Below are 24,321 nucleotides of genomic sequence, written 5' to 3' on the forward strand. Positions count from 1 at the left end.
GGCACGGCGCCGGCGGGGCGCGTCAGGGCTGCGCCGGCGCGCTCGCGGCCGGCGCGGCGGCCGCCTTGCCTTCCTTGCCCTTCGTCCTGCCCTTGCCGTGGTGCTCGCCGCCGTGGTGCAGCCAGCTGCGGAAGGTCGTGTCGGCCAGCGCCTTCTGCTCGGCCGGGAAGCTCTCATAGAGCGGCGCGAACGCGTCGGCGAGCTTCTTCGCGCCGTCGGCATTCGCCTGCGACAGCTCCGCATACTGCTTGATGTCGTCGAGCGCGGACACGTCGTGCTTGGCCATCCGTTCGCTGTAGAGGCGGCCCATCGTGGCGCCGTTGTCGCGCATCGTATCGGCGAACGTCTTCCATTGCGGCTCCTGCGCCGACGTGATCTTCAACTGGTCGTGCAGGTACTTGATGCGCTGCTCGGTGCGCGCTTCGTGGCGTGCCGCGCGCTGCTCGGCGCTCGGGGCCGATGCCGCGGCCGTCGTGGCCGGCGCCTGGGCCGGTGCTTGCGGCTGCGCCGGGGTTTGCGCGAATGCGCTGGCTGCAACGACGAGCGTAGCGAGGGTGAGCGAGATTTTCTTCATGGTTGGCTCTCCGGGGTGGTGTCTTGCGAGCGGGCGCGGCGGCCATCGCCGCCGGCGCGCCTCTCGCGTCGTCGTTATTAGTAGCACGTTGCCTGCGGGGCGGCAGTGAATGCGACACTTGCTTACATCCGATACGAATCGAAATCGACGGTTCGTATCCGGGCCATGCCGGTTGGGCGCGCCGGCGTTCGGCGCTATCATCGCGTCACTTTCCACTCCGCCGGCACGTGCGTGCCGGCCCAGCGTCATGCGTCCACCCCGCCTCGACCAACTCGACGATCTCGACCGGCAGCTCGTCGCGCTGCTGCAAGCCGATGCGCGCGCGAGCGTCGCGGATCTCGCGCGCCAGCTCGACGTGGCGCGCACGACGGTCGTCGCGCGCATCGCGCGGCTCGAACGCACCAACGTGATCGCCGGGTACAGCGTGCGGCTCGGGCAGGACGTGCTCGATGCGAGCATCTATGCGTACGTCGGCATCATCCTCACGCCGAAGTTCGGCAAGGACGTATTGCGCAAGCTAGACCGGATGCCGGAAGTCCAGCTGCTGTGCGCGGTGAGCGGCGAGTATGACTACGTCGCCTGGCTGCGCGCCGATTCGCCCGAACGGCTCAACGATCTGCTCGACCAGATCGGCACGCTCGAAGGCGTCGAGCGCACGACGACGTCGATCATCCTGTCGCGCAAGATCGATCGCGGGACGATCGGCGGCTGACTTGTTGCTGCACGCGGCGCGTGCATGACGGCGCGCGTGCATGCACCGCGCAGGGAGCGGTGCATCACAGGTGCTCGGCTTGACGACGGGTACGTCTCCGCTCGCATTCGTATTGGCCTTCGTCGTACTTCATGATCGACACGGATGACCGCGGTCGTCCCTTCGCGCATCTCTCCCGAATCTCCTTTCGTATTCCGCTTTGACCGGCGTGTTGCATCTTGACGCACGGTCAGTGCGTGCGTCCGATGTCACGCGGTGTGTCCTCGTTTTCGTCCTCGCAATGCGCAACCGCCAACGGCCGGTTTGCGGCAGTGCCTCTACGCGATTTTTAGATGAATTGGTCGTTTAGACGAAATGTATCGTCATAACGTCGAAACTACAGGTCGTTTCGCATCATTCTTCGTCTTGGAACTGATTTTGAGCGTCCCTACACTGTGTCCATGGCTCAACGCCGTCCACAACACCAACCCATCATCAGGAGATAAGCGCATGAAAATCGCCATCGTCGGCGCAGGTCTGATCGGCCACACCATTGCTCACATGCTGCGCGAAACGGGCGACTACGAAGTCGTCGCGTTCGACCGCGACGCGGATGCGCTCGCGAAGCTGTCGCGCGAAGGCATCGCGACGCAACGGGTCGACTCGGCCGACGCGAATGCGATTCGCGAAGCGGTGAAGGGCTTCGATGCGCTCGTCAACGCGCTGCCTTACTACCTCGCTGTCAACGTGGCCGCCGCTGCGAAGGCCGCGGGCGTTCATTACTTCGACCTGACCGAAGACGTGCGCGCCACCCATGCGATCCGCGAACTGGCCGACGGCTCCGACCGCGCGTTCATGCCGCAATGCGGCCTCGCGCCAGGCTTCATCGGCATCGCCGCGCACGAGCTCGTGAACGGCTTCAGCGAAGTGCGCGACGTGAAGATGCGCGTCGGCGCGCTGCCCGAATATCCGACCAACGCGCTGAAGTACAACCTGACGTGGAGCGTCGACGGCCTGATCAACGAATACTGCCAGCCGTGCGAAGCGATCCGCGACGGCCGCAAGCAGTGGGTGCAGCCGCTCGAAGGCCTCGAGCACTTCTCGCTCGACGGCACCGAATACGAAGCGTTCAACACGTCGGGCGGCCTCGGCACGCTGTGCGAGACGCTGTCGGGCAAGGTCGAGACGCTCGACTACAAGTCGGTGCGCTACCCGGGCCACCGCGAACTCGTGCAGTTCCTGCTGGAAGACCTGCGCCTGTCGACCGATCGCGACACGCTGAAGTCGATCATGCGCCGCGCGGTGCCGTCGACGAAGCAGGACGTCGTGCTCGTGTTCGTCACGGTGACGGGCGTGAAGGACGGCCAGCTGGTGCAGGACGTGTTCACGCGCAAGATCTTCGCGAAGGACGTGTGCGGGATGCACATGAGCGCGATCCAGATCACGACGGCCGGCGCGATGTGCGCGGTGCTCGATCTGTTCCGCGAAAAGAAGCTGCCGCAGAGCGGTTTCATCCCGCAGGAAAAGGTGTCGTTGAAGGCGTTCCTGTCGAACCGCTTCGGCAAACTGTACGAAGGCGGCACGATGGAGCGCGTGCACGCGGTCGCCTGACCGTCGTTATCAGACGATTCGCCAGCCCATCTCCGGCACGAGGGCCGTACGACGCCGGGAGCGCAGCAGCGCTTCCGGCGTTGTTTTTTGGGAGAAGCGGGAACGGCGCCGGGCGGCGCGCTCAGGCCGGCAGCGGCGGGACGATCGTCGCCGGTTGCGGCGGCGGCACGATGCGGTGCAGCAGCGCGTCGATGTCTGCGTCGGACGGCGCGGTGTTGTCGAACATCACGATGCCGTCGCATTCGCGGCCGGTCGGCACGAAGCGGCGCTGCCGGTATTCGTCCCAATGCGCGAGCTTGTACGCATCGTTCGGATTGGCGCGCGCGACGATCCGCTGGTGCGCGACGTCTTCCGACGTGTGGACCCAGACGACCGTCAGCGTGACGTCGGGCGCGATGCCGAGCCATGCGCGATCGAGGATGCGCCGGTCGCGCACTTCGCGCGACAGCGGGCCGACGACCAGCGCGCCGATGCCGAGCGCGAGATTTTCACGGGCCGTGTCGAGCAGGCCCTGGTATTCGGGATCGCGAAGATGTTTCAGGTAGAGCGGGCTGTCGCGGTCGTTCGGATCGTCCGTGAGCGCGCCCATCGCGGCCGCGCTGTAGCGGCCGTACAGCGTGTCCTTGTCGAGCAGGCAGAACGCCTCGCCGGTCGCGCGCATCAGCGGCCCGATGAGCCGCTTCGCGAGCGTGGTCTTGCCGGTGCCGGCGTGACCGCAGAAGAACACGAGATGCGTCACGAATACCGGCTCCCCGCCTCCTGGCGCGACGTGTCGCTGCGCTTGTCGCCGCGCGAGAACACTTCCGCTTCCAGCCACATCGCGTTGATGATGCCGAAGCCGAGCGCCACGCCGATGCCGAGTATCCACGAGAAATACCACATAGGTCTGTCTCCTTGACGGTGGGGTCGCACGGTCGTTGTGCATTGCGCAACGCAGGCCCGGCGGGCCTGTCGACGTGCCCCGACGCGCGTGCTGCGGCGCACGCAGCACGATCATGACCAATATCGGCGTACCGCGCAAGCCGGGCCGTCCGTGCAGCAAACCGGTAAACTGATGCGCAAACCGCAACATCGTGGACAACATGCTGATCAACTGCGCTGCTTACCAGGACGGCCGCAAGCTGGCCGACATCGACATCGACGCCATCAGCGATTACGTGTCGAAGCCCGAATGCTTCGTATGGGTCGCGCTGAAGGATCCGACGCCCGAGGAAATCGACCTGATGGGCGAGGAATTCGGGTTGCACGAGCTGGCGCTCGAGGACGCCCGCAAGGGACATCAGCGGCCAAAGATCGAGGAATACGGCGATTCGCTGTTCGCGGTGCTGCATACCGTCGAACTCGAGGATGACGGCGAATTCAAGGTCGGCGAACTGAACGTGTTCGTCGGTCCGAATTACGTGCTGTCGATCCGCAACCATACCGAGCACGATTTCCGCGACGTGCGCAAGCGCTGCGAGCGGGAGCCGCATCTGCTGCGGGAGGGGTCGGCGTTTGTGTTCTACGCGTTGATGGACCAGGTCGTCGACCGGTATTTCCCGATCCTCGAAACGCTCGGAGCCGAACTCGAGGAACTCGAGGATCGCATCTTCGCGAAGGCGACGCCTGCGTCGTCGCGCGCGATCATCGAGGATCTCTATTCGCTGAAGCGCCGGCTCGTGCTGCTGTACCAGCACACGGCGCCGCTGATGGAGCCGCTCGCGAAGCTCACCGGCGGGCGCGTGCCGCAGGTCTGCAGCGGGATGGCGGCCTATTTCCGCGATGTGTACGACCATCTGCAGCGGATCGTGAAGACGATCGAAGGGCGCCGCGAGATGGTCGTCACCGCGATCCAGGTCAACCTCGGGATGATTTCGCTCGCGGAGAACGAGGTGACCAAGCGGCTCGGCTCGTTCGCCGCGCTGTTCGCGATACCGACGATGATCGCCGGCATCTACGGGATGAACTTCGCGAACATGCCCGAGCTGCACCTGAAATACGGGTTCTACGGCTGCATCGCGGTGATGGCCATCGCCGATCTCGCGCTGTGGTGGCGCTTCAAGCGGGCAGGGTGGCTGTAGGGCCTGTTCACGCTAATAACGGGCTTGCGCAGGCCCGATTTCACGCGGGACGCGGCGCGTGCTTGCCGACCACGACGCGCCACGGCCGCACGCGCCACGACTTCACGAGGCCGTTCTGCACGTACGGATCGGCGCGCGCGAACGATTCGGCCGCTTCCGGCGAATCGCCTTCGAACACGAGCACGGCCTGATCGGCCGGCTCCGCCAGCGCGCCGGCGAGCACGAGTTCGCCGCGCTCGGTCGCGGCCTGCGCGAGCGCGAGATGCTCCGCACGGAACGCGTCGCGCCGCGACAGGTAATCGTCGACGAGTTCGTAGATCAACTGGTAATGCATGATCGCTCCAGGAGTCGGTTTCCGCCGCGGGAGGGTGGGCGGCCGGCTCAGTATAGGGCACCGGGAAAGCCGTTGGCGACGGGGTTGGCTGGCGTGCCTTGGGGTGCACGCTTCGGAACAATGCGTGCCCGCAGGTATCCTGGTGTTCTTCCTCGAATGCAACTAACGGTCTAGTGTCTGTACATCGGCTAATTGCCGGGCGCGACCGCATCTACGTGCGCACTGCCCAAAATCTGTCTGCGGAAGTGAGGGGCTGCGAAACGTATTCCGGGGCCCGATTTCACATGCCGGCGAGGGCGGGCGGCCCGGACGGAAGCCGAGGGCGGCGGCTGCCGGGCCGGGTGGACTGGCGTCGCACACGAGCGTTTCCATTGGGCCGAAATGCGACCTATGCTGAACGAATCAAGAGCGAACGCCGTTCGCCCGATTGACCCGATTCGCCCAGACGAGGTGCGCCATGCCGGTCTCAGCCACCCTGCAGGATTGCCTGCGCCAGAAGTCATCGCGGTACGAAGTCGTGTACCACCCCTATAGCCATACGAGCATGGAGACGGCCGCCGCCGCGCATATTCCCGGCGATCGCCTCGCGAAAACCGTGCTCCTCGAGGACGCCGAGGGTTACGTCGCCGCCGTGCTGCCGACGACGCACGCCGTGCGTCTGTCGGATCTCTGGGTGAAGACGGGACGCCATCTCGTGCTCGCTCGCGAGGTCGAATTGCGCGAGCTGTTCAAGGATTGCGACATGGGCGCGCTGCCGCCGGTGTGCATGGCGTACGGGATGAAAACGTTCCTCGAGGAGCACCTCGCGCAGCAGCCGGAAGTCTATTTCGAGGCCGGCGATCATGAGGCGCTGATTCACATGACGCAGGACGAATTCCTGATGCTGATGGAGACGGCCGAGCGCGCGCATTTCTCGCACCGGATGCAGGGGATGATGCTGTCCTGAGCGATGCCGGGCGTTCGTCGAGGAAGGATGCGCGCGGGCATTTTCCACCGGTTCGGTGAGGGGGAGATGCCGGTGCGCGCTGAGGGCGGGGAATGAATTCATGCTGATACGGCGGAGTCCTGAGTCGAAAATTAGATTGGTTGTGCGAATCATTTAATGGAAACCGGACGAGCAGAGAGATCTATTGATTTTGATTTGGAATCCTTGATATATGGTCGATGCGAGCGCCATCCGAGCATCGCCGAGCCGCCGTGGAATCGGCTAGAGCCTGTTCGCGCGGATGCAAGCCCGTTCCCGGCATGCGTGAGCTGTGGCCTCGCACGGTATGCATGCGCGGCAGTGGTTCATCGGCTGCCGTCGCCGGGCGCGCCCACGAAACACATCCGGCAACACGCGCACCGAGCGGGCCAATTCGGTGCGCCGCACTAAACTGGTGATTATTTATGCTCAAGTCACTAAATGAGTGCGATACCATACAAATCAATTACTAAATAAATGAAAAATGATTCATGAAGTTTACTAACTCGTTATTCGAGCAATGCCTCCAAACTTTGTATTCGGCTATCAAATAAAGTTTGACGCCCAAATTTTTTCCTTGCTATCTTCTGCACCCAAGACGAACGGCTTGGCTGACATCGGCGTGTAACGACGATCCAGTCGTCATGCGAAAAGTGTGACTATGTCGACGCAGCTGACAATTGCCTGAATGCGCTGGTTCGGGGTAGACGCCGGATAGGGCGGCTATCCCGTTGCGGTTGAAACGATTCCTTGAAATTGCACAAATCAGGATCCGGATTCGATGCTTTCAATTCGGATTACCAATTGAATTAAGAATGAAATTTCGGGTTGAGGCGGAGACGGAACCGATCCGGTTCCGGCGCCGGCCATCATCGCGAAACTGGGCGATTCGCTTGGGGGAAGGATAGTGGGCATGAAAGTCGAAGAGCATCTGGTTGCTTCGAACAGCGGACTGGCCACGCTGGGCCGTCCGCGGGAATTCGGCAAGAAGCAGCAGAATCCGGTGCGCCGTTTCGGCGGCATCGCAGTCGTCCTCCTGTTGCATGCAGTGCTGATCTACGCATTGCTCAACGGCCTCGCGACCAAGGTCGTGCAGGTGATCCAGCATCCGATCGAAACCCGCATCATCGAGCCGGTGAAGCCGCCGCCGCCCCCGCCGATGCCGGTCGTCAAGCTTCCGCCGCCGAAGTTCGCGCCGCCGCCGCCGCCGTTCGTGCCGCCGCCCGAAGTGCCGGTGCAGGCGCCCCCGCAGCAGGCAACGATCACGCACCAGTCGGCCCCGGCGCCGTCCGCGCCGGCCGTGCAGGCGCCGGTCATCGCACCGCCCGCGCCGGCCAAGCCGGTCAGTCACGAAGTCGGGGTCGTCTGCCCGAATTCGGACTCGATTCGCGCGTCGATGCAGTACCCGAAGGAAGCGCAGGAAAACAACATCACGGGCGACGTGACGATCGAGTTCGTCGTGGATGCGGAAGGGAACATCACGAACGAACGCGTGGCCCAGTCGGCCGACCCGGTGCTCGATCGTGCGGCCTACAACACCGTGAAGCGCTTCAAATGCGTGGCGCAAGGCCAGGCGGTGCGGGTCCAGGTGCCGTTCTCGTTCAATCTGAATTGATGCAGTGGGCGGTCCGGCGGGAGCCGGACCGGGGAAAACCGGCTTGAACTCAAATCGTAAGTTCAACGAAAGAATTGGAGTGGGGTATGACGAAACGTTCTCTGGCCGCGCTGGCGGCAAGCCTGTTGATGTCCGTCGCTGCGATCGACGGGCTCGTTGCGCCGCAACTCGCTTACGCGCAAGCGAGCGGAGCCACGGCGACATCCGACGCGTCGACACAGGCCGCGGCGTCGACGCAGGCGCCCGCCGCCGCCGAGTCGGCCCCGCCGCCGGCGCCGGCCGCGACCGAAGCGGTCGAGAATCCGTACGGGCTCGGCGCGCTCTGGAGGAACGGCGACTTCGTCGCGCGCTTCGTGCTGATCCTGCTCGTGATCATGTCGATGGGGAGCTGGTACATCATGATCACGAAGTTCGTCGAGCAGTTGCGGGCTAACCGCCGCGCGAAACTCGCCGACGCGCAGCTCTGGAGCGCACCGTCGCTGGCCGAGGGCGCGAAGCTGCTCGACGAGGCGTCGCCGTTCCGCTTCATCGCCGAAACGGCGATCGAGGCGGGCGAGCATCACGACGAGGCGCTGCTCGAAGCAGTGGACCGCAACACGTGGATCGACGTGTCCGTCGAACGCTCGATCACGAACGTGTCGAACCGCATGCAGGACGGGCTCGCGTTCCTCGCGACGGTCGGCTCGACCGCGCCGTTCGTCGGGCTGTTCGGCACGGTCTGGGGGATCTATCACGCGCTGACGGCGATCGGCATCGCGGGGCAGGCGTCGATCGACAAGGTCGCCGGCCCGGTGGGCGAGGCGCTCATCATGACGGCGATCGGCCTCGCGGTCGCGGTGCCTGCCGTACTCGGCTACAACTTCCTGGTCCGGCGCAACAAGTCGGTGATGGAGCGGGTGCGCAACTTCGGCGCCCAGCTGCATACCGTGCTGCTGGCCGGCAGCAAGCGTCCCGCTCGCGTGCCGTCGGCCGCCGCGTCGCTCGTGAACTGACCGGCTGACGGAGGCGCGCGATGGGCATGAACGTCGGGCAGGACGAAAGCGACGAGGTGATCGCGAACATCAACACGACGCCGCTCGTCGACGTGATGCTGGTGTTGCTGATCATCTTCCTGATCACGATTCCGGTCGTCACGCACACGATCCAGCTGCAGTTGCCGAAAGAGGTCGTGCAGCCGCTGCAGACCACGCCGAAGAGCGTCGAGATCGCGGTGAACCGCGACGGCGATTTCTTCTGGGGCGAGCAACGGGTGGACGCGTCGGCGTTGCTCGCGAAGCTGAAGGGGGTGTCGCAGCAGCAGCCGCAGCCGAGCGTGCACGTGCGCGGCGACCAGAACACGCGCTACGAGTTCATCGGCCGGGTCATCACGATGTGCGAGCGCGCGGGTATCGCGAAGGTGTCGTTCATTACGGAACCGCCGGCGCGTGGTGGCTAACGTTGCCTGGAAACGGCATACGCACCGCTGCCGATCGACGGCGACGCAGCGGATCGGAGCAGGCATCGACAGGAGCAGACGATGGGAATGAACGTGCCTTCGGGCGGGGGCGGCAGCGAGCCGGACGTGATGGTCGACATCAACACCACGCCGCTGATCGACGTGATGCTGGTGCTGCTGATCATGCTGATCATCACGATCCCGATCCAGATGCATTCGGTGAAGATGGACCTGCCGGTGGGCAATCCGCCGCCGCCCGCCACACAGCCGGAAGTCGTGCAGATCGACATCGACTTCGACGGCACGACGACGTGGAACGGTGCGCCGGTGCCGGACCGAGCGGTACTCGAGGCGAAGCTGACGCAGGTCGCGCACGAGCCCGTGCAGGCGGAGATCCATCTGCGGCCGAACAAGCTGGCGCCGTACAAGGACGTGGCGGCCGTACTGGCGTCCGCGCAGCGCGTGGGCGCGACGAAGATCGGCCTGATCGGAAACGAGCAGTTCATGCAATGACGGGACAGGTCGACCGATGAACCAGCGACGATGGAAACGGATGATGGCGCTGACGGCGCTCGGTGCGGCCTGCTTGCTTGGCCGGCCGGCGTGGGCGGCCGACGCGTTGCGGCCCGATGTGGCGAAGCCGTTGGCGGCGGCACAGGACCTGTATCGCGCGCACAAGTATCGCGACGCGCTCGGCAAGATCGCGCAGGCGGCCGCCGTGCCCAACCGCACGCCGTATGAAACCTATATGGTTGAAGCGACGCGCGGCGCAGCGGCGATGGCGGCCGGCGATACGGGCGTGGCCGCGCAGGCGTACGAAACCGTGCTGAATTCGGGGCGCCTGTCGGGCGAGGACGAGCAGCGGACGACGGCGGCGCTCGCGGGGATCTACTTCCAGCAGAAGAACTATCCGCAGGCGATCCGAATCGCGCAGCGCTACCTGAAGGCGGGCGGCACGGATCCGGAAATGCATACGCTGCTCACGCAATCGTATTACCTGTCGAACGATTGCGGCCAGGTCGTGAGCCAGTTGAAGGCAAGCGCGGACGCACAGGTGAAGGCCGGCCGCGCGCCCGACGAAGGGCAGTTGCAGATGCTCGCGACCTGCGCGCAAAAGAGCAAGGATGCCGGCGCGTATCGCAGCGCGCTCGCCATACTGGTGGCTTATCATCCGAGCCCCGCGTACTGGGAGGAAATGGTCTCGGCGATTCGCGGCAGCCCCGGTTACCTGTCGTCGCTCGACCTCGACATCTACCGGCTGCGCAGGGCGACGGGCTCGCTGACGACGGCCGACGCCTATATGGAGATGACGCAGCTCGCGCTGGTGGCGGGCACGCCGGCCGAAGGCCGGCAGGTGATCGACCAGGGTTTCGCATCCGGCGTGCTGGGCAAGGATGCGCAGGCGGACCGCGAGAAACGGCTGCAGGCGCTGGCCGCCAGGCGCGCGCAGTCGGGCGCGGACGCTGCCAATCCGGTGGCCCCGATCGACGTCGGCATGAATCTGGTGTTCGCGGGCCACGCGGCGCAGGGGCTGTCGATGATGGAGCAGGCGATCGCGAAGGGCGGGCTCGAGCATCCCGATGCGGCGCGGCTGCGGCTTGGCGAGGCGTACTACGTGGCGGGCGAGAAGGCGCACGCGGTTCAGGTACTGCGCACGGTGAAGGGTAACGACGGATCAGGGGATCTGGCGAAGCTCTGGACGGCCGTCGCGTCGCGGTAACGACGGAGGGGGAAGCAGGCGCGCGATGCGGGATGGGCGCCGTGCCGCATACACGTGGTACCGCGGCGACCTGAAGGCGGGGAAGTCTGTCTAGGTGAAGAAAAGGGGCAGTCTTGTTAATTAGTAAACCGAATGAAATGAGCGTGAATCGCACGGCCACGAAGCGGGAATCCCGTTTCGCGGCACGTGCGACGTGCGCCCGGCGGCGAAGGGGACCGGAGTTTCGCGCCGCGGCGGCAGTCTCATGGCACCGGGAAAGGCCTGCCGACATCAAACCGATTTCGATTGAGAGGTTCCGTTCTTCCATGGTCTTGCCTCCCGATGAATCGGTGCTCGTTGCGGTTTCGCTCGGCAACAAGATCCGCGCGCTTCGGCAGCGGCTGAAACTCACGCTCGACGAAGCGGCCACGACGGCAGGGATCTCGAAGCCATTCCTGTCGCAGGTCGAGCGCGGACGCGCGACGCCGTCGATCACGTCGCTGGTCCGAATCGCTAAGGCGCTCGGTGTGACGATGCAGTACTTCATCGACACGCCGACCGAGGCGCGCTCGGTGTGCCGCGGCGACGCATTGCAGTATTTCCAGTTCGCGAACTCGGCGAGCTCCTTTGCGCGGCTGACGAATCTCGTGGACGGTCGCAAGCTCGACGCGATTCTCGTCAGGATACCGGCGGGGCAGTCGCCGTCTGAAGTGACGACGCATGCCGGGGAGGAGTTTCTCTACGTGATGCGCGGAAGGGTCGTGCTCACGCTGGAGGATTGCACGTTCGTGTTGAGCGCGGGCGACACCGCGCACTACGAGTCGACGCTGCCGCATGCGTGGCACAACACGGCCGACGAAGAGGCGGTGATCGTCTGGGTCGGTACGCCACGGCTGTTCTAGCGGAGGCGGCAGGTGCTGCACGCCGCGATGCAGGAGAAGTACCCGATCGATGGAAGGCAGCACGCAGTATGGCGCGCGAGCATTTTCGTCGACGGCGGGGCTGGGCTCGCCATCCCTCGAATCGGAAGTGGCAGGAAGCGCGCTCAGGACATGTAGTAAGTATCACGAATCGAAATATAACGAGATGGTGATGCCGAGTGGCACGGGTGCCCTGAGGCCGATCCGTTCGAGTCACGGCAGTCGGAAGAGTGGCTATCGCGGGTTCCGTTAGACGGGCACCCAGGACGCGCAAGGAATTCACAAGGTTCCGGCACGCAGCAGGCGGGGTCTTACTACGAGCGAGAGGGAACAAGATGAAGCAGAGAGTTTTGGCGTTGGCCATCAAGAGGATAGTCTGGGCGGAACTGGCGCTGACGGCCGCGCTGGTGCCGCCGGCGTTCGCCCAGAGCCAGCCGGCGCCGGGCGCCGCATCGATCGCGGATGCGGTCGCGAACGGCGCACCGATGACCGTTGCACAGGCGGACGGTGCGACGAGCGCTGTCGCTGCCACGGGCGCCTCGGCGTCCGGTGCGGCAGCCGAGGCGACGCCTGCCACGTCCGGCGCGAACGGACAGGGCAAGGTAGCGCAGATCAAGCGGTTCGAAGTGACCGGTTCGCTGATCCGGCAGGCCGACAAGGTCGGCTTCAACCAGGTTCAGACCGTCACGAGCAAGGACATCGAGAACAGCGGCCAGACCAGCGTCGCTGACTACCTGCGCAGCACCTCGGCCAACTCGGCAAGCAGCTGGAGCGAGGGCTCGACGAACAGCTTCGCGCCGGGCGGCGCAGGTATCGCGCTGCGCGGCCTCAGCGAGAAATACACGCTGGTGCTGATCGACGGCATGCGGGTGTCGCCGTATGCGTTCGCAGTGAACGGCAGCGATCAATTCTTCGACCTGAACACGCTGCCGCTCAACATCATCGACCGTATCGAAATTGTCAAGACAGGCGCGGTGTCTCAGTATGGTTCCGACGCAATCGCGGGCGTGGTCAACATCATCACGAAGAAAAACTTTCAGGGTCTTGAATTGGGGGGCAGCTACGGTGGCGCGACGAACGGTGAAGGCGGCCAGGGCACGACGAAGTTCAGCATCCTCGGCGGCTTCGGTGACCTGAACGCCGACCGCTTCAACGTGACGGCGGCGGCCAGCTACTACAAGTCGAACGGCATCTCGATCGCCGATCGCGACACGACGCAGAACCAGAACTTCTCCAATTTCCCGGGCGGCTTGTCGAACCAGAGCGTCTCCTACTGGCGCAATCCGACCACCGGCGCGAAGGTGCCGCTGAGCCCGTGTCCGAACGGAGGCCAGGCCGTGCCGGGCACCTCCGTCGCGCAGGTCAACGGTCCCGGCACGGTCTGCGCAAACAACACCGCGTACGCATCGTCGCTGTCGCCGTGGACTGAACGCCTGAGCGCGAAGGTGCACGCCGACTTCAAGATCAACGACGCGATGCAGGCGTTCGCCGATCTCTGGGAAAGCAACAATACGACGGTCACGAACAACTTCGTCGGCCGCCTCGGCAACAGCACGCAGACCTATGATCCGGCAACGGGCGGTCTCGCGCCGATTTCGAACCTTGTGCCGGGCAGCAACCCGTATAACCCGTTTGGCGTGCCGGCCAAACTGGTCTACGCATTCCCGGCCGCGCAGGCCGTGCATACGAGTTCCAACTTCTGGCGTGCCGCGACGGGCGTGAAAGGCTCGTTCAGCACGCCACGCGTGGGGGATTGGGACTGGACGGCGTCCTACACGCATTCGCAGGACACGGTGTCGAACAACTATTCGAACCTGATCAACGCGGCCGCACTGGAAAATATCGTCCAGAACGGCGTGTTCGACTTCGCCAATCCATCGTCGACACCGAACGGGTTGAACGGACTGTACGGAAGCACGTCGACACAGGCCATCACGAAGCTCGATGCTGTCGACGCGACGCTGTCGACGCCGAACCTGTTCACGTTGCCCACGGGTAACGTCGGCCTGGGTCTCGGTACGCAATTCACGCACCAGAGCCAGTACATCGGTACGGGCGCGGACTACGCGAATGGCACGCTCATCCAGCCGTCGCTGCAGTCGGTCAACGGGGAGCGCAACGTCGCGGCGGTCTACTACCAGATCGACATTCCTATCCTGAAGAACCTGACGTTCAGCCAGTCGGGGCGCTACGACCACTACAGCGACTTCGGTGGCGCGTTCTCGCCGCGCTTCGCGTTGCGCTTCCAGCCGATCCGCGAGCTGACGATGTACGGTTCGTACAACCGTGGCTTCCGCGCACCGACGCTGATCGAAAACACCTCGTCGAGGACCTACGGCGCGCAGGGCGCGGTCGACGCGAACGATCCTAACAACCCGAACGCATACAACCTCGTCGAGGAAGTGCAGACCGGTAACAGCAAGCTGCAGCCGGAGCGGACCAAGAACTACAACATCGGCTTCCAGCTGTCGCCCACCCGCAATACCGATTTCGGCTTCGACTGGTACAAGATCCACATCGACAACGTGATTGGCACGGAAGACATCCAGACGGTGGTCGACCAGAACGATCCGTCGAAGGTGATCCGTAACCCGAACGGCTCGATCGCGTATGTGCTGCTGCCGTATATGAACCTCTCGTCGCTCGATACGGACGGCTTCGAGACCACCTTCCGCCAGTCGGTGTCGACCAAGATCGGTACGTTCACGCTGTCGGGTGACTGGGCCTACGTGTGGCACTTCAAGATGCCGGTGGGCGGCGAGACGACCGACTTCGCGGGCAACAACGGTTCGCTGAACGAGCCGTTCGGCGGCAGCTTCCCGCGCTGGAAGGGCAACACGAGTCTGAACTGGAACTACCACAACCAATGGAACGCGACGTTGACGTGGATGTTCACGGGACCGTACAGCCAGGCCATCCTGTCGCCGGGCCAATATCCGAACATGCAGGACAGCGTGGCTTCGTACAGCCAGTTCAATCTGATGGTCAGCTACACCGGCTTCAAGCATTGGACGATCTATGCGGGCATCGACAACATCTTCAATCGTGCGCCGCCGTTCGACCCGGTTTATATGAACGCGAGCTACCAGACGGGCTACGACACGTCGCTGTACACGTATGTCGGTCGATTCGCGCAGGTTGGCGCGACCTACAAGTTCTGATGGCGATTGCGATGCACCGATAGGCTTTAGACCGGCCGCTCCACGTCCACCTCCCCATTTTTTGGAGCGGCCCTTTTTCGCCTGGCGCCACGACGGCCTGCAACCGGGACGTGCGGCGATGCAGTTCGCAGGATCGTTTTCAGCACGAACAACCAGTGGGATGCAGGTGGCACGCGGCAACCTGCACAGGAATCTACCGCGCGCAGGCCTCGCGCCCGCACGCTTTCGGACAGACCGACCATGAAACTGTTGAAATGGCGATGGGCAGGCGTGCCGCGCGCGGCGCTGTTCGCATGCGCCGTGCTGCTCGTGTCGGGTAGCGCCATGCCACGTGCGGCGCTCGCGGTGTCGGCGATCGCGCAATACGACCAGCCGAAATACCCGCCGGACTTTGCGCATTTCGATTATGCGGACCCACAGGCGCCGGACACCGGCGCGCTCAACTTCGAAAACTACGACGAAGCGCAGAGCTACGACTCGCTGAACCCGTTCCTCGTGCGCGGCTCGCCCGCACCGGACATCAAGAACCTGATGTTCGACACGCTGATGCAGCGCAGCTGGGACGAACTCGCGTCCGAATACGCGTTGATTGCCGACGACGTCGAGGTGGCGCCCGACGGGCAGTCGGCCACGTTCCACATCAACCCGGCCGCGCGCTTCTCGAACGGCGACCCGATCACCGCGGCCGACGTCAAGTATTCGTTCGATACGCTGACGAGCCCGCAGGCGTCGCCGCTGTACAACGCGCAGTTCTCGATCATCCGGCGCGCAGTGGTCGTCGACGGCCACACGATCCGCTTCGAGTTCAGGCACGCGGAGCGCGACGCCGCGCTGATCGCGGGCGACCTGCCGGTGTTCTCGCCGAAGTGGGGGCAACACGCGGACGGTACGCGGCCGCCGTTCGACCAGATCGCGAACGAGCCGCCGATCGCGAGCGGCGCGTACCTGATCGAGCAGCGCAGGAACGACAAGCAGATCGCGTACGTGCGCAACCCGCACTACTGGGCCGCGAACCTGCCGTCGCGGCGCGGGATGTTCCGTTTCGCACGCGTGTCGTTCAAGCTGTATCTCGACCAGTACACGGCGCTCGAGGCGTTCAAGGCCGGCGATGTCGATGCGCGAATGGAGTACAGCTCGACGCAGTGGGCGCGCAAGTACGTCGGCAAGAATTTCGGCAACGGCATGCTGAAGAGGGGCGAGTTCCCGGACGGCCCCGCGCAGATGCAGGGCTTCCTGATGAACCTGCGCAAACCGATGTTCCAGGACGTGCGCGTGCGGCACGCGCTTGCGCTGGCATTCGACTTCGACTGGATGAGCCGGATGATGTTCTACGGGCAGTACCGCCGCACCAACAGCTTCTGGGACGCGAGCCCGTTCGCCGCGTCGGGCATGCCGAGCGCGAAGGAACTCGCGCTGCTCGAACCGTACCGCTCGACGCTGCCGCCGGAGGTGTTCGGCCCGATGGTCAAGCAGCCGTCGACGTTGCCGCCGGGCTCGCTGCGCGCGAACCTCAAGCAAGCGCGCGACCTGCTCGCTCAGGCTGGCTGGCACTACCGGGACGGCGCGCTGCGCGACGCGAACGGCACGCCGATGTCGATCGAGATCATCGACGACCAGCCCGGCATGGATCGCCTGATCCTGCCGTACACGCAGGCGCTCGCGACGCTCGGCATCCATGCGTACCTGCACGAGATCGACAGCGCGCTCTACCAGAAGCGGCTCGACAATTTCGAGTACGACATGACGACGTATATCTACTCGCCCGTGACGATCCCGGGCGCGGAACTGACGCGTCGTTTCGGCAGCGAGGCCGCATCGCAGCCGGGCTCGGAGAACTATCCGGGCGTGAAGTCGAAGGCCGTCGATGCGCTGATCCGCGCGGCGCTTGCGGCCAATACGCTCGACGATCTCGAGACGGCCACGCACGCGCTCGACCGCGTGCTGATCAACCTGTACGTGCTCGTTCCGCAGTACTACATGCCGAACGCGCGGATCGCGTACAAGACGACGCTCGGCCATCCGCCGGTCGTGCCGGCTTCCTATCAGTACGAGGACTGGATCATCGACTACTGGTACGTGAAGAAGCCGGTAGCACGGCCACAACCCGCCGCCGCGGCCTGACGAGGGAGCGACGATGCTTGCATACATATTGAGGCGCCTGCTGCTGATGATCCCGACGCTGATCGGCGTCGTGACGATCACGTTCGCGGTTACGCAATTCGTGCCGGGCGGCCCGGTCGAGCAGGTGCTCACGCAATTGCGCCACGGCAGCGCGCGTGGAGGCGAGGCGGGCGGAGGCGGGGGCGGCTACCACGGCAGCCAGGGCGTCGATCCGCAGCAGATCGCGCAGATCCGCAAGCAGTTCGGCTTCGACAAACCGCCGCTCGAACGCTACGCGCTGATGCTGAAAAGCTATGCGACGTTCGACCTCGGGCAGTCCTATTTCGCGCACCGCAGCGTATGGGCCGTGATCCGCTCGAAGCTGCCGGTGTCGATCACGCTGGGCTTGTGGACGGTGATCCTCACGTACTTCGTGTCGGTGCCGCTCGGCATCGCGAAGGCCGTGCGCAACGGCTCGCGTTTCGACACGGTAACGAGCGTGCTCGTGCTCGCCGGCTACGCGATTCCGGGCTTCGTGCTCGGCGTGCTGCTGCTGATGCTGTTCGGCGGCGGCACGTTCTGGCAGGTGTTTCCGATGCGCGGCCTGACCTCGGACGACTTCGACGAGCTGACGCTGATCGGCAAGGCTCTCGACTATCTGTGGCATATCGCGTTGCCGGTGACGGCGTCGGTGGTCGGCAATTTCGCGATCGTCACGATTCTCACGAAGAACACGTTCCTCGATGAAATCGGCCGGCAATACGTGCTGACCGCACGCGCGAAGGGCGCGCCGGAGCGCGACGTGCTGTGGAAGCACGTACTGCGCAATGCGGCGATCCCGCTGCTCACCGGGTTGCCGGCCGCGTTCGTCGGCGCCTTCCTGAACGGCAACCTGCTGATCGAGACGCTGTTCTCGCTCGACGGGATGGGGCAGCTCTCGTACGACTCGGTGATTCGCCGCGACTATCCGGTGGTGCTCGGTTCGCTGTTCCTGTTCACGCTCATCGGCCTTCTGACCAAACTCATTGCTGACGTCTGCTATGTCCTCGTCGACCCCCGTATCCAGTTCAACCGCCTGGACCACTGATCCGGCCGCCGTCGCATGCGCGGCGTCGCCGTCGCCATGGCGACGCACGTGGCGGCGGTTTCGCGCGCAGCGGCTCGGCTACTGGAGCCTCGTGATCTTTGCCACGCTGTTCGCGCTCAGCCTGCTGGCCGAAGGACTGTCGAACGACCGGCCGCTGGTGGTGCGCTACGACGGGCATTTCTATTTCCCGATCGTGAAGGACTATCCGGAGACGCAGTTCGGCGGCGATTTCCCGGCGAAGACCAACTATCTCGATCCATACATCCGCGCGAAGATCGAGTCGCACGACAACTTCGCGATCTACCCGCCGAACCGCTACCGCTACGACACGATCGACTATTTCGCGTCGCGGCCGTATCCGGCGCCGCCGTCCGCGAGCAACTGGCTCGGCACCGACCAGTTCGGCCGCGACGTGCTCGCGCGGCTGCTGTACGGATTTCGGCTGTCGGTGCTGATGGCGTTCGCGCTGACGGTTTCGGGCGTCGCGATCGGCGTGCTGACGGGCGCGCTGCAGGGCTTCTACGGCGGGCGCACCGATCTCGTCGGGCAGCGCCTGATCGAGATCTGGAGCGCGCTGCCCGACCTGTACCTGCTGATCATCTTCGCGTCGATCTTCGAGCCGTCGCTGTGGCTGCTGTTCGTCCTGCTGTCGATGTTCGGCTGGCTCGTGCTGTCCGACTACGTGCGCGCGGAGTTCCTGCGCAACCGCGCGCTCGACTACGTGAAGGCCGCACGCACGATGGGACTGTCGAACTGGCAGATCATGTGGCGGCACGTGCTGCCGAACAGCCTGACGCCGGTGATCACGTTCCTGCCGTTCCGGATGAGTGCGGCGATCCTGTCGCTGACGAGCCTCGACTTCCTCGGCCTCGGCGTGCAGCCGCCGACGCCGAGCCTCGGCGAACTACTGCAGGAAGGCAAGAACTACCTCGACGCGTGGTGGATCTCGATCTCCGCGTTCTCGGCGCTGGTCGTCACGCTGCTGCTGCTCACGTTCATGGGCGACGCGCTGCGCAATGCGCTCGACACGCGCGCGCGCGGCTCGGCCTTCGGCGGGGAGCAACGATGACGACTCCTTTGCTGGACATTCGACGGTTTTCCGCGCACTTCGGCGCGAAAGCCGCCGTGCAGGACCTGAGCCTCGCGGTCGGGCGCGGCGAGCGCGTGGCGCTCGTCGGCGAGTCGGGCTCGGGCAAGAGCGTGACGGCGCTGTCGATCCTGCGGCTCGCGCAGCAGGCGACGCTGTCGGGACAGATGCTGTTCGACGGCGAGGATCTGCTCGCGAAGACCGAGCAGCAGATGCGCGGCATCCGCGGCGCCGATATCGCGATGGTGTTCCAGGAGCCGATGACGGCGCTCAATCCGCTGTATACGATCGGCAAGCAGATCGCCGAGAGCCTGCGGCTGCACGAGGGACTGCGGCCGGGCGACGCGCGCGAGCGCGGCATCGCGCTGCTGCGGCGCACCGGGATTCCGGAGCCGGAGCGGCGCATCGACAGTTTTCCGCACCAGTTGTCGGGCGGCCAGCGGCAACGCGCGATGATCGCGATGGCGCTCGCGTGCCGGCCGCGGCTGTTGCTCGCGGACGAGCCGACGACGGCGCTCGACGTGACGGTGCGCCAGCAGATCGTCGACCTGCTGATCGAACTACAGGAACAGGAGGCCGCCGCGCGCGGGATGGCCGTGCTGCTGATCACGCACGACCTGAATCTCGTGCGGCGCTTCGCGCAGCGCGTGGCCGTGATGGAGCAGGGCGTGCTCGTCGAAACGAACACGACCGGCGCGCTGTTCGCCGCGCCGCAACACGCGTACACGCGCCGGCTGCTCGACAGCGCGCCGCAACGTGCGGTCGAACCGGTCGCGGCCGGTGCGCAGACGATCCTCGACGTGCGGCAACTCGCCGTCGATTACCGCATCGCGACGAAGGGCTGGCGCGCGGTGTTCGGCAAGACGGCGTTCCGGGCCGTGCACGACGTGAAGCTGAGCCTGCGGCGCGGCGAGACGCTCGGGATCGTCGGCGAATCCGGGTCGGGGAAATCGACGCTGGCGGCGGCCGTGCTCGGCCTGCAGCGGCCGGCGTCGGGCGGCATCGAGATCGACGGCATGCCGCTGGCGTCGCTGCGCACGACACGCGGCCGGCGCGCGCTGTACGGCCGCATGCAGGTCGTGTTCCAGGATCCGTTCGGCTCGCTGTCGCCGCGCATGACGGTCGAGCAGATCGTCGGCGAGGGGCTTGCCGTGCACCGGCCGGAGGTGGCCGGCGCCACGCGGCGCACGCGGGTCGCTGCCTTGCTGCAGGAGGTCGGCCTGCCGGCCGACGCGATGCTTCGCTATCCGCACGAATTTTCCGGCGGCCAGCGTCAGCGCATCGCGATTGCGCGCGCGCTGGCCGTCGAGCCGGAGCTGCTGGTGCTGGACGAGCCGACGAGCGCGCTCGACGTGTCGATCCAGAAGCAGGTGCTGAATCTGCTGACGAACCTGCAAAAGAAGTATCAACTGAGCTACCTGTTCATCACGCACGATCTCGCGGTGATGCGCGCGATGGCCCATCGGGTCATCGTGATGAAGGCGGGGCGCGTGGTCGAGGAGGGCGATACGCTCGACGTGTTGCACGCGCCGTCCCACCCGTATACGCAGGCGCTGCTCGCGTCGTCGATGCTCGCACCGGAACCGGGTCCGCTGCAGCGGGAAGGGGGCGCGGATGAGTGACGTGAAGCGGGCGCGGCGCGCCTGCACCGTTCGCTGACGCACGCCGATGCCATCGTTCTTCATCGACCGCCCGGTGTTCGCGTGGATCGTCGCGCTCGCGATCGTCGTCGCGGGCGTGCTCGCCATTCCGCAATTGCCGATCGCGCAGTATCCGCGCCTTGCGCCGCCGCGCGTCGTGATCACCGCGACCTATCCGGGCGCGTCGACCGAGACGGTCGACGCCGACGTCGGCAGCATCATCGAGGAAAGCCTCGACGGTGCCGACGGGCTGCAGTACTACGAGACGAGCAGCGACGGTCACGGCAATCTCGAGATCGACGTGACGTTCGCGCCCGGCACCGATCCGGACATCGCGCTCGTCGACGTCAACAACCGGCTGAAGCAGGTCGAGCCGCGGCTGCCGCAGCAGGTCGTGCAGCAGGGCATCGGCGTGTTCAAGGCGGCCAACACGTTCCTGATGCTCGTCACGCTGACGTCGACCGACGGCACGCGCGACTCCGCCCAGCTCGGCGACTATCTGAACCGTTACGTGCTGCGCGAGCTGAAGCGCGCGCCCGGGGTCGGCGCGGCCCAGTTGTGGGACGCCGACGAGGCGCTGCGGGTCTGGCTCGATCCCAGCAAGTTGCGCGAATACGACCTCGGCGCCGACGACGTGATCGCGGCGATCGGCGTGCAGAACGCGACGGTGACGGCCGGCGCGATCGGCGATGCGCCGTTCGTGCGCGGCCAGCAGCTCACCGCGACGATCGTCGTCAAGGGACAGCTGACGTCGCCGGAGGAGTTCGGCCGGATCGTGCTGAAGTCGAAGCAGGATGGTTCGGTCGTGCGCGTCGCCGATGTCGCCCGCATCGAAATCGGCCGCGACGACTATTCGTTCTATTCGCGGCTGAACGGCCGTCCGGCGGCCACCGTCGGCATCCAGCTCGGCCCGCGCGGCAACGCGCTCGAAACGTCGAACGCGATCCGCGCCCGGCTTGCCGAGCTGTCGAAGACGCTGCCGCCGGGCGTCGCGGTCGAGATTCCGTTCGACGGCGCGCATTTCGTGAAGATCGCCATCCGGGAAGTCGTGCTGACGCTCGTCGAGGCCGTCGTGCTGGTGTTCTGCGTGATGTGGCTGTTCCTGCGCGAGCTGCGCTACACGCTCGTGCCGACCGTCGTGATTCCGGTCACGCTGATGGGCGCGTTCGTCGCGATGTGGGTGTTCCGGCTGTCGATCAACGTGTTCACGATGTTCGGCCTCGTGCTGGCGATCGGCATTCTCGTGGACGATGCGATCGTCGTCGTCGAGAGCGTGCACCGGGTGATGGAGGCGGGCGTGTCGCCGCGCGATGCGACGCGGCACGCGATGAAGCGGATCGGCGGGGCGATCGTCGGCGTGACCGCGGTGCTGACCGCCGTGTTCGTGCCGATGGCGTTCTTCCCGGGCAGCGTCGGCGGCATCTACCGGCAGTTCGCGGTGTCGATGATCGCGTCGATGCTCGTGTCGTCGTTCATGGCGCTGTCGCTCACGCCGGCGCTGTGCGCGAATTTGCTGAAACCGGTCGTCCGTCACGAAGGCGGGGGCGGGGGCGTGCCGCGCCGCAGCCTCGGCGCGCGCGTGGCCGACCGCTTCGGCGTCGCGTTCGCGCGCGCCGAGGCCAGCTATCGGCGCGTCACCGTGTCGGCGGTACGCCGCACGGGTGCGGTCGTCGGCATCTATGTCGCACTCTTGGCCGTGTGCGGGCTGCTGTACTGGACGATGCCGGGCGGCTTCCTGCCGACCGAGGACCAGGGGCAGCTGCAGGTGATGATCCAGTTGCCGGCCGGTGCCACGCAGGCGCGCACGCTCGCGGTCGTCCAGCGCGTCGAGGCGATCCTGCGCGCGGAGCCGGCCGTCGCGAACGTGACGAGCGTGATCGGCTGGAGTTTCGCGGGCAGCGGGCAGAACGTCGGGATGGCATTCGTCGACCTGAAGGACTGGGCGCAGCGCGACGTCGATGCGATGACGTTGCGCGATCGCCTCAACCGGCGTTTCGACGCGATTCTCGACGGCGACGTACAGGCGACGCTGCCGCCGTCGGTGCCCGGCATCGGTCACGCGGACGGCTTCACGTTCCGTCTCGAGGATCGCGGCGGGGTCGGGCTCGACGCGCTGAAGGCCGCCCGCGAGCAGTTGGCCGCGCGTGCAAAGGCGGACCCGGCGCTCGCGTCCGTGCATTTCGAGGACTTGCCGGACGCGCCGCGCATCGAGCTCGACGTCGATCGCGCGAAAGCATATGCGCTCGGCGTGCCGTTCGAGCGCATCGCGGGGCTGCTCGGCGGCACGTTCGGCTCGAACTACATCAACGATTTTCCGGCGTCGGGCCGGATGCGCCGCGTGATCGTCGAGGCCGACCCGGCCGCGCGTGCGACCGACGCGCAACTGATGGCGCTGACGGTACCGAACCGGACGGGGGACATGGTGCCGCTGTCGGCCATCGCCGCGCCGCACTGGACGGTCGGGCCCGTGATGCTGAATCGCTACGACGGCTATCCGTCGCTCGACGTCAGCGGCCGGGCGGCGACCCACACCAGTTCGGGTGCGGCGATGGCGGAGATGGAGCGGCTGGCCGCCATGCTGCCGGCCGGGATCGGTTACGACTGGGTCGCCGCGGCGCGCGAGGAGCGGATTGCCGAGCGGCAGACGCCGCTGCTGGTCGGGTTGTCGGTGCTCGCGGTGTTCATGGCGCTCGCCGCCTTGTATGAAAGCTGGACGATTCCGCTGTCGGTGCTGACGATCGTGCCGCTCGGCATCGTGGGCGCGTTGGCGGCGGCGTTCGCTCGCGGGATGCCGAACGACGTGTACTTCAAGGTCGGGATGATTACGGTGATCGGATTGTCGGCGAAGAATGCGATTCTGATCGTGCAGTTCGCACGCGAACTCGTCGGGCGCGGCGTGCCGCTGCGGCAGGCTGTGGTGGAGGCCGCGGCCGTGCGGTTTCGGCCGATCGTGATGACGTCGATGGCGTTCCTGCTCGGCGTCGTGCCGTTGGTGCTGGCGACCGGCGCGGGTGCGGAAAGCCGGCGTTCGATCGGGACCGGCGCGTTCGGGGGCGTGCTGGCGGCGACGATATTCGGGCTGGTGTTCGCGCCGGTGGCGTTTCGGGTAGTCGTGTCCATAGGCCGGCGCGGGCGGCATGCAGCGGTGACGAAGCGCGAGGCGCCGCGCGTGGAAACGGCCGGGAATCTGGAGATCGATTGATGGTAGTGATGGGGATTCATCGACCACGCGTTCGGACTGTTTCCATGCCAAGGATTCGCGTCTTCCCTCTGGTAAACAAAAAAGTTCGGACTGGCGAGTACCGGCCGCATGCTCCATTGCGGCGCATGCGCGAACGGGTGA

General features: G+C 65.5%; 20 protein-coding genes. 16 read left to right on the plus strand and 4 right to left on the minus strand.

Annotated features, from left to right (window positions below):
* Positions 1-22 precede the first annotated feature (22 nt).
* Complete coding sequence (locus HWX76_RS07680) at positions 23-574, minus strand: Spy/CpxP family protein refolding chaperone (protein ID WP_050015462.1); 552 nt, start codon at positions 572-574, stop codon at positions 23-25.
* 247 nt (positions 575-821) lie between these two features.
* On the opposite strand from HWX76_RS07680, the gene HWX76_RS07685 reads away from it, so the two are divergent.
* Positions 822-1,286, plus strand: a complete 465-nt coding sequence (locus HWX76_RS07685) for an Lrp/AsnC family transcriptional regulator (protein WP_006481526.1) — start codon at positions 822-824, stop codon at positions 1,284-1,286.
* A 489-nt stretch (positions 1,287-1,775) separates the two neighbouring features.
* Complete coding sequence (locus HWX76_RS07690) at positions 1,776-2,876, plus strand: saccharopine dehydrogenase C-terminal domain-containing protein (RefSeq protein ID WP_034181371.1); 1,101 nt, start codon at positions 1,776-1,778, stop codon at positions 2,874-2,876.
* Between the two features lie 121 nt (positions 2,877-2,997).
* Here the strand turns inward: HWX76_RS07690 and HWX76_RS07695 are convergent, their stop codons facing one another.
* Together HWX76_RS07695 and cydX are read right to left on the minus strand one after the other, a co-directional pair.
* On the minus strand, positions 2,998-3,615 hold the full coding sequence (locus tag HWX76_RS07695; RefSeq protein ID WP_050015459.1) for an ATP-binding protein: 618 nt from the start codon (positions 3,613-3,615) through the stop codon (positions 2,998-3,000).
* Positions 3,612-3,758: a cytochrome bd-I oxidase subunit CydX gene (cydX, locus tag HWX76_RS07700; protein ID WP_063772904.1), complete on the minus strand. Its 147-nt coding sequence runs from the start codon at positions 3,756-3,758 to the stop codon at positions 3,612-3,614. Before cydX ends, HWX76_RS07695 begins: the two co-directional genes overlap by 4 nt.
* 200 nt (positions 3,759-3,958) lie before the next feature.
* Here cydX and corA point away from each other — a divergent pair, with 200 nt between their 5' ends.
* Positions 3,959-4,936 carry a magnesium/cobalt transporter CorA gene (gene corA / locus HWX76_RS07705; RefSeq protein WP_050015565.1) on the plus strand — a complete coding sequence of 326 codons (978 nt, stop codon included), beginning with the start codon at positions 3,959-3,961 and terminating at the stop codon, positions 4,934-4,936.
* 40 nt (positions 4,937-4,976) lie between these two features.
* Here the strand turns inward: corA and HWX76_RS07710 are convergent, their stop codons facing one another.
* Positions 4,977-5,270 carry a YciI-like protein gene (locus tag HWX76_RS07710; protein ID WP_050015457.1) on the minus strand — a complete coding sequence of 98 codons (294 nt, stop codon included), beginning with the start codon at positions 5,268-5,270 and terminating at the stop codon, positions 4,977-4,979.
* A gap of 457 nt (positions 5,271-5,727) precedes the next feature.
* Between HWX76_RS07710 and HWX76_RS07715 the strand changes: the two genes are divergently transcribed.
* From HWX76_RS07715 to HWX76_RS07775, 13 genes are all read left to right on the plus strand, one after another.
* Entirely contained in the window at positions 5,728-6,216 is a 489-nt protein-coding gene (locus HWX76_RS07715; RefSeq protein ID WP_050015455.1) for a YbaK/EbsC family protein, read from the plus strand.
* A gap of 931 nt (positions 6,217-7,147) precedes the next feature.
* Positions 7,148-7,849: an energy transducer TonB gene (locus tag HWX76_RS07720; RefSeq protein ID WP_050015453.1), complete on the plus strand. Its 702-nt coding sequence runs from the start codon at positions 7,148-7,150 to the stop codon at positions 7,847-7,849.
* An 86-nt stretch (positions 7,850-7,935) separates the two neighbouring features.
* On the plus strand, positions 7,936-8,841 hold the full coding sequence (locus tag HWX76_RS07725; protein WP_050015451.1) for a MotA/TolQ/ExbB proton channel family protein: 906 nt from the start codon (positions 7,936-7,938) through the stop codon (positions 8,839-8,841).
* A gap of 20 nt (positions 8,842-8,861) precedes the next feature.
* A complete protein-coding gene (locus HWX76_RS07730; RefSeq protein WP_069620776.1) occupies positions 8,862-9,284 on the plus strand; it encodes a biopolymer transporter ExbD in 423 nt (140 codons plus the stop codon).
* A gap of 81 nt (positions 9,285-9,365) precedes the next feature.
* Positions 9,366-9,797, plus strand: a complete 432-nt coding sequence (locus HWX76_RS07735) for a biopolymer transporter ExbD (protein WP_050015447.1) — start codon at positions 9,366-9,368, stop codon at positions 9,795-9,797.
* Between the two features lie 16 nt (positions 9,798-9,813).
* Positions 9,814-11,004: a tetratricopeptide repeat protein gene (locus HWX76_RS07740; protein ID WP_176015651.1), complete on the plus strand. Its 1,191-nt coding sequence runs from the start codon at positions 9,814-9,816 to the stop codon at positions 11,002-11,004.
* 305 nt (positions 11,005-11,309) lie between these two features.
* Complete coding sequence (locus HWX76_RS07745; protein ID WP_050015443.1) at positions 11,310-11,885, plus strand: cupin domain-containing protein; 576 nt, start codon at positions 11,310-11,312, stop codon at positions 11,883-11,885.
* Between the two features lie 353 nt (positions 11,886-12,238).
* Positions 12,239-15,064 carry a TonB-dependent receptor gene (locus HWX76_RS07750; RefSeq protein WP_176015652.1) on the plus strand — a complete coding sequence of 942 codons (2,826 nt, stop codon included), beginning with the start codon at positions 12,239-12,241 and terminating at the stop codon, positions 15,062-15,064.
* 240 nt (positions 15,065-15,304) lie between these two features.
* Positions 15,305-17,185, plus strand: coding sequence for an extracellular solute-binding protein (locus HWX76_RS07755; protein ID WP_050015439.1), 1,881 nt, complete (start codon positions 15,305-15,307; stop codon positions 17,183-17,185).
* Between the two features lie 13 nt (positions 17,186-17,198).
* A complete protein-coding gene (locus HWX76_RS07760; RefSeq protein ID WP_050015437.1) occupies positions 17,199-18,251 on the plus strand; it encodes an ABC transporter permease subunit in 1,053 nt (350 codons plus the stop codon).
* Complete coding sequence (locus HWX76_RS07765; RefSeq protein WP_050015436.1) at positions 18,205-19,320, plus strand: ABC transporter permease; 1,116 nt, start codon at positions 18,205-18,207, stop codon at positions 19,318-19,320. The genes HWX76_RS07760 and HWX76_RS07765 overlap by 47 nt, the downstream gene beginning before the upstream one ends.
* Entirely contained in the window at positions 19,317-20,960 is a 1,644-nt protein-coding gene (locus HWX76_RS07770) for a dipeptide ABC transporter ATP-binding protein (protein ID WP_050015434.1), read from the plus strand. The genes HWX76_RS07765 and HWX76_RS07770 overlap by 4 nt, the downstream gene beginning before the upstream one ends.
* Positions 20,961-21,006: 46 nt before the next feature.
* Complete coding sequence (locus HWX76_RS07775; RefSeq protein ID WP_050015432.1) at positions 21,007-24,180, plus strand: multidrug efflux RND transporter permease subunit; 3,174 nt, start codon at positions 21,007-21,009, stop codon at positions 24,178-24,180.
* Positions 24,181-24,321 lie beyond the last annotated feature (141 nt).

It is taken from the genome of Burkholderia sp. BCC0398 (assembly GCF_902833245.1).
GTDB lineage: Bacteria > Pseudomonadota > Gammaproteobacteria > Burkholderiales > Burkholderiaceae > Burkholderia > Burkholderia sola.

Bases quoted from the DNA above. Each gene is read 5' to 3' on its own strand.
- HWX76_RS07725 (WP_050015451.1), top strand. From the start codon at position 7,936: ATGACGAAACGTTCTCTGGCCGCGCTGGCGGCAAGCCTGTTGATGTCC.
- HWX76_RS07685 (WP_006481526.1), top strand. From the start codon at position 822: ATGCGTCCACCCCGCCTCGACCAACTCGACGATCTCGACCGGCAGCTC.
- HWX76_RS07775 (WP_050015432.1), top strand. From the start codon at position 21,007: ATGCCATCGTTCTTCATCGACCGCCCGGTGTTCGCGTGGATCGTCGCG.
- HWX76_RS07690 (WP_034181371.1), top strand. From the start codon at position 1,776: ATGAAAATCGCCATCGTCGGCGCAGGTCTGATCGGCCACACCATTGCT.
- HWX76_RS07755 (WP_050015439.1), top strand. From the start codon at position 15,305: ATGAAACTGTTGAAATGGCGATGGGCAGGCGTGCCGCGCGCGGCGCTG.
- corA (WP_050015565.1), top strand. From the start codon at position 3,959: ATGCTGATCAACTGCGCTGCTTACCAGGACGGCCGCAAGCTGGCCGAC.
- HWX76_RS07745 (WP_050015443.1), top strand. From the start codon at position 11,310: ATGGTCTTGCCTCCCGATGAATCGGTGCTCGTTGCGGTTTCGCTCGGC.
- HWX76_RS07740 (WP_176015651.1), top strand. From the start codon at position 9,814: ATGAACCAGCGACGATGGAAACGGATGATGGCGCTGACGGCGCTCGGT.
- HWX76_RS07770 (WP_050015434.1), top strand. From the start codon at position 19,317: ATGACGACTCCTTTGCTGGACATTCGACGGTTTTCCGCGCACTTCGGC.
- HWX76_RS07760 (WP_050015437.1), top strand. From the start codon at position 17,199: ATGCTTGCATACATATTGAGGCGCCTGCTGCTGATGATCCCGACGCTG.
- cydX (WP_063772904.1), bottom strand. From the start codon at position 3,758: ATGTGGTATTTCTCGTGGATACTCGGCATCGGCGTGGCGCTCGGCTTC.
- HWX76_RS07730 (WP_069620776.1), top strand. From the start codon at position 8,862: ATGGGCATGAACGTCGGGCAGGACGAAAGCGACGAGGTGATCGCGAAC.
- HWX76_RS07710 (WP_050015457.1), bottom strand. From the start codon at position 5,270: ATGCATTACCAGTTGATCTACGAACTCGTCGACGATTACCTGTCGCGG.
- HWX76_RS07750 (WP_176015652.1), top strand. From the start codon at position 12,239: ATGAAGCAGAGAGTTTTGGCGTTGGCCATCAAGAGGATAGTCTGGGCG.
- HWX76_RS07735 (WP_050015447.1), top strand. From the start codon at position 9,366: ATGGGAATGAACGTGCCTTCGGGCGGGGGCGGCAGCGAGCCGGACGTG.
- HWX76_RS07765 (WP_050015436.1), top strand. From the start codon at position 18,205: ATGTCCTCGTCGACCCCCGTATCCAGTTCAACCGCCTGGACCACTGAT.
- HWX76_RS07720 (WP_050015453.1), top strand. From the start codon at position 7,148: ATGAAAGTCGAAGAGCATCTGGTTGCTTCGAACAGCGGACTGGCCACG.
- HWX76_RS07680 (WP_050015462.1), bottom strand. From the start codon at position 574: ATGAAGAAAATCTCGCTCACCCTCGCTACGCTCGTCGTTGCAGCCAGC.
- HWX76_RS07715 (WP_050015455.1), top strand. From the start codon at position 5,728: ATGCCGGTCTCAGCCACCCTGCAGGATTGCCTGCGCCAGAAGTCATCG.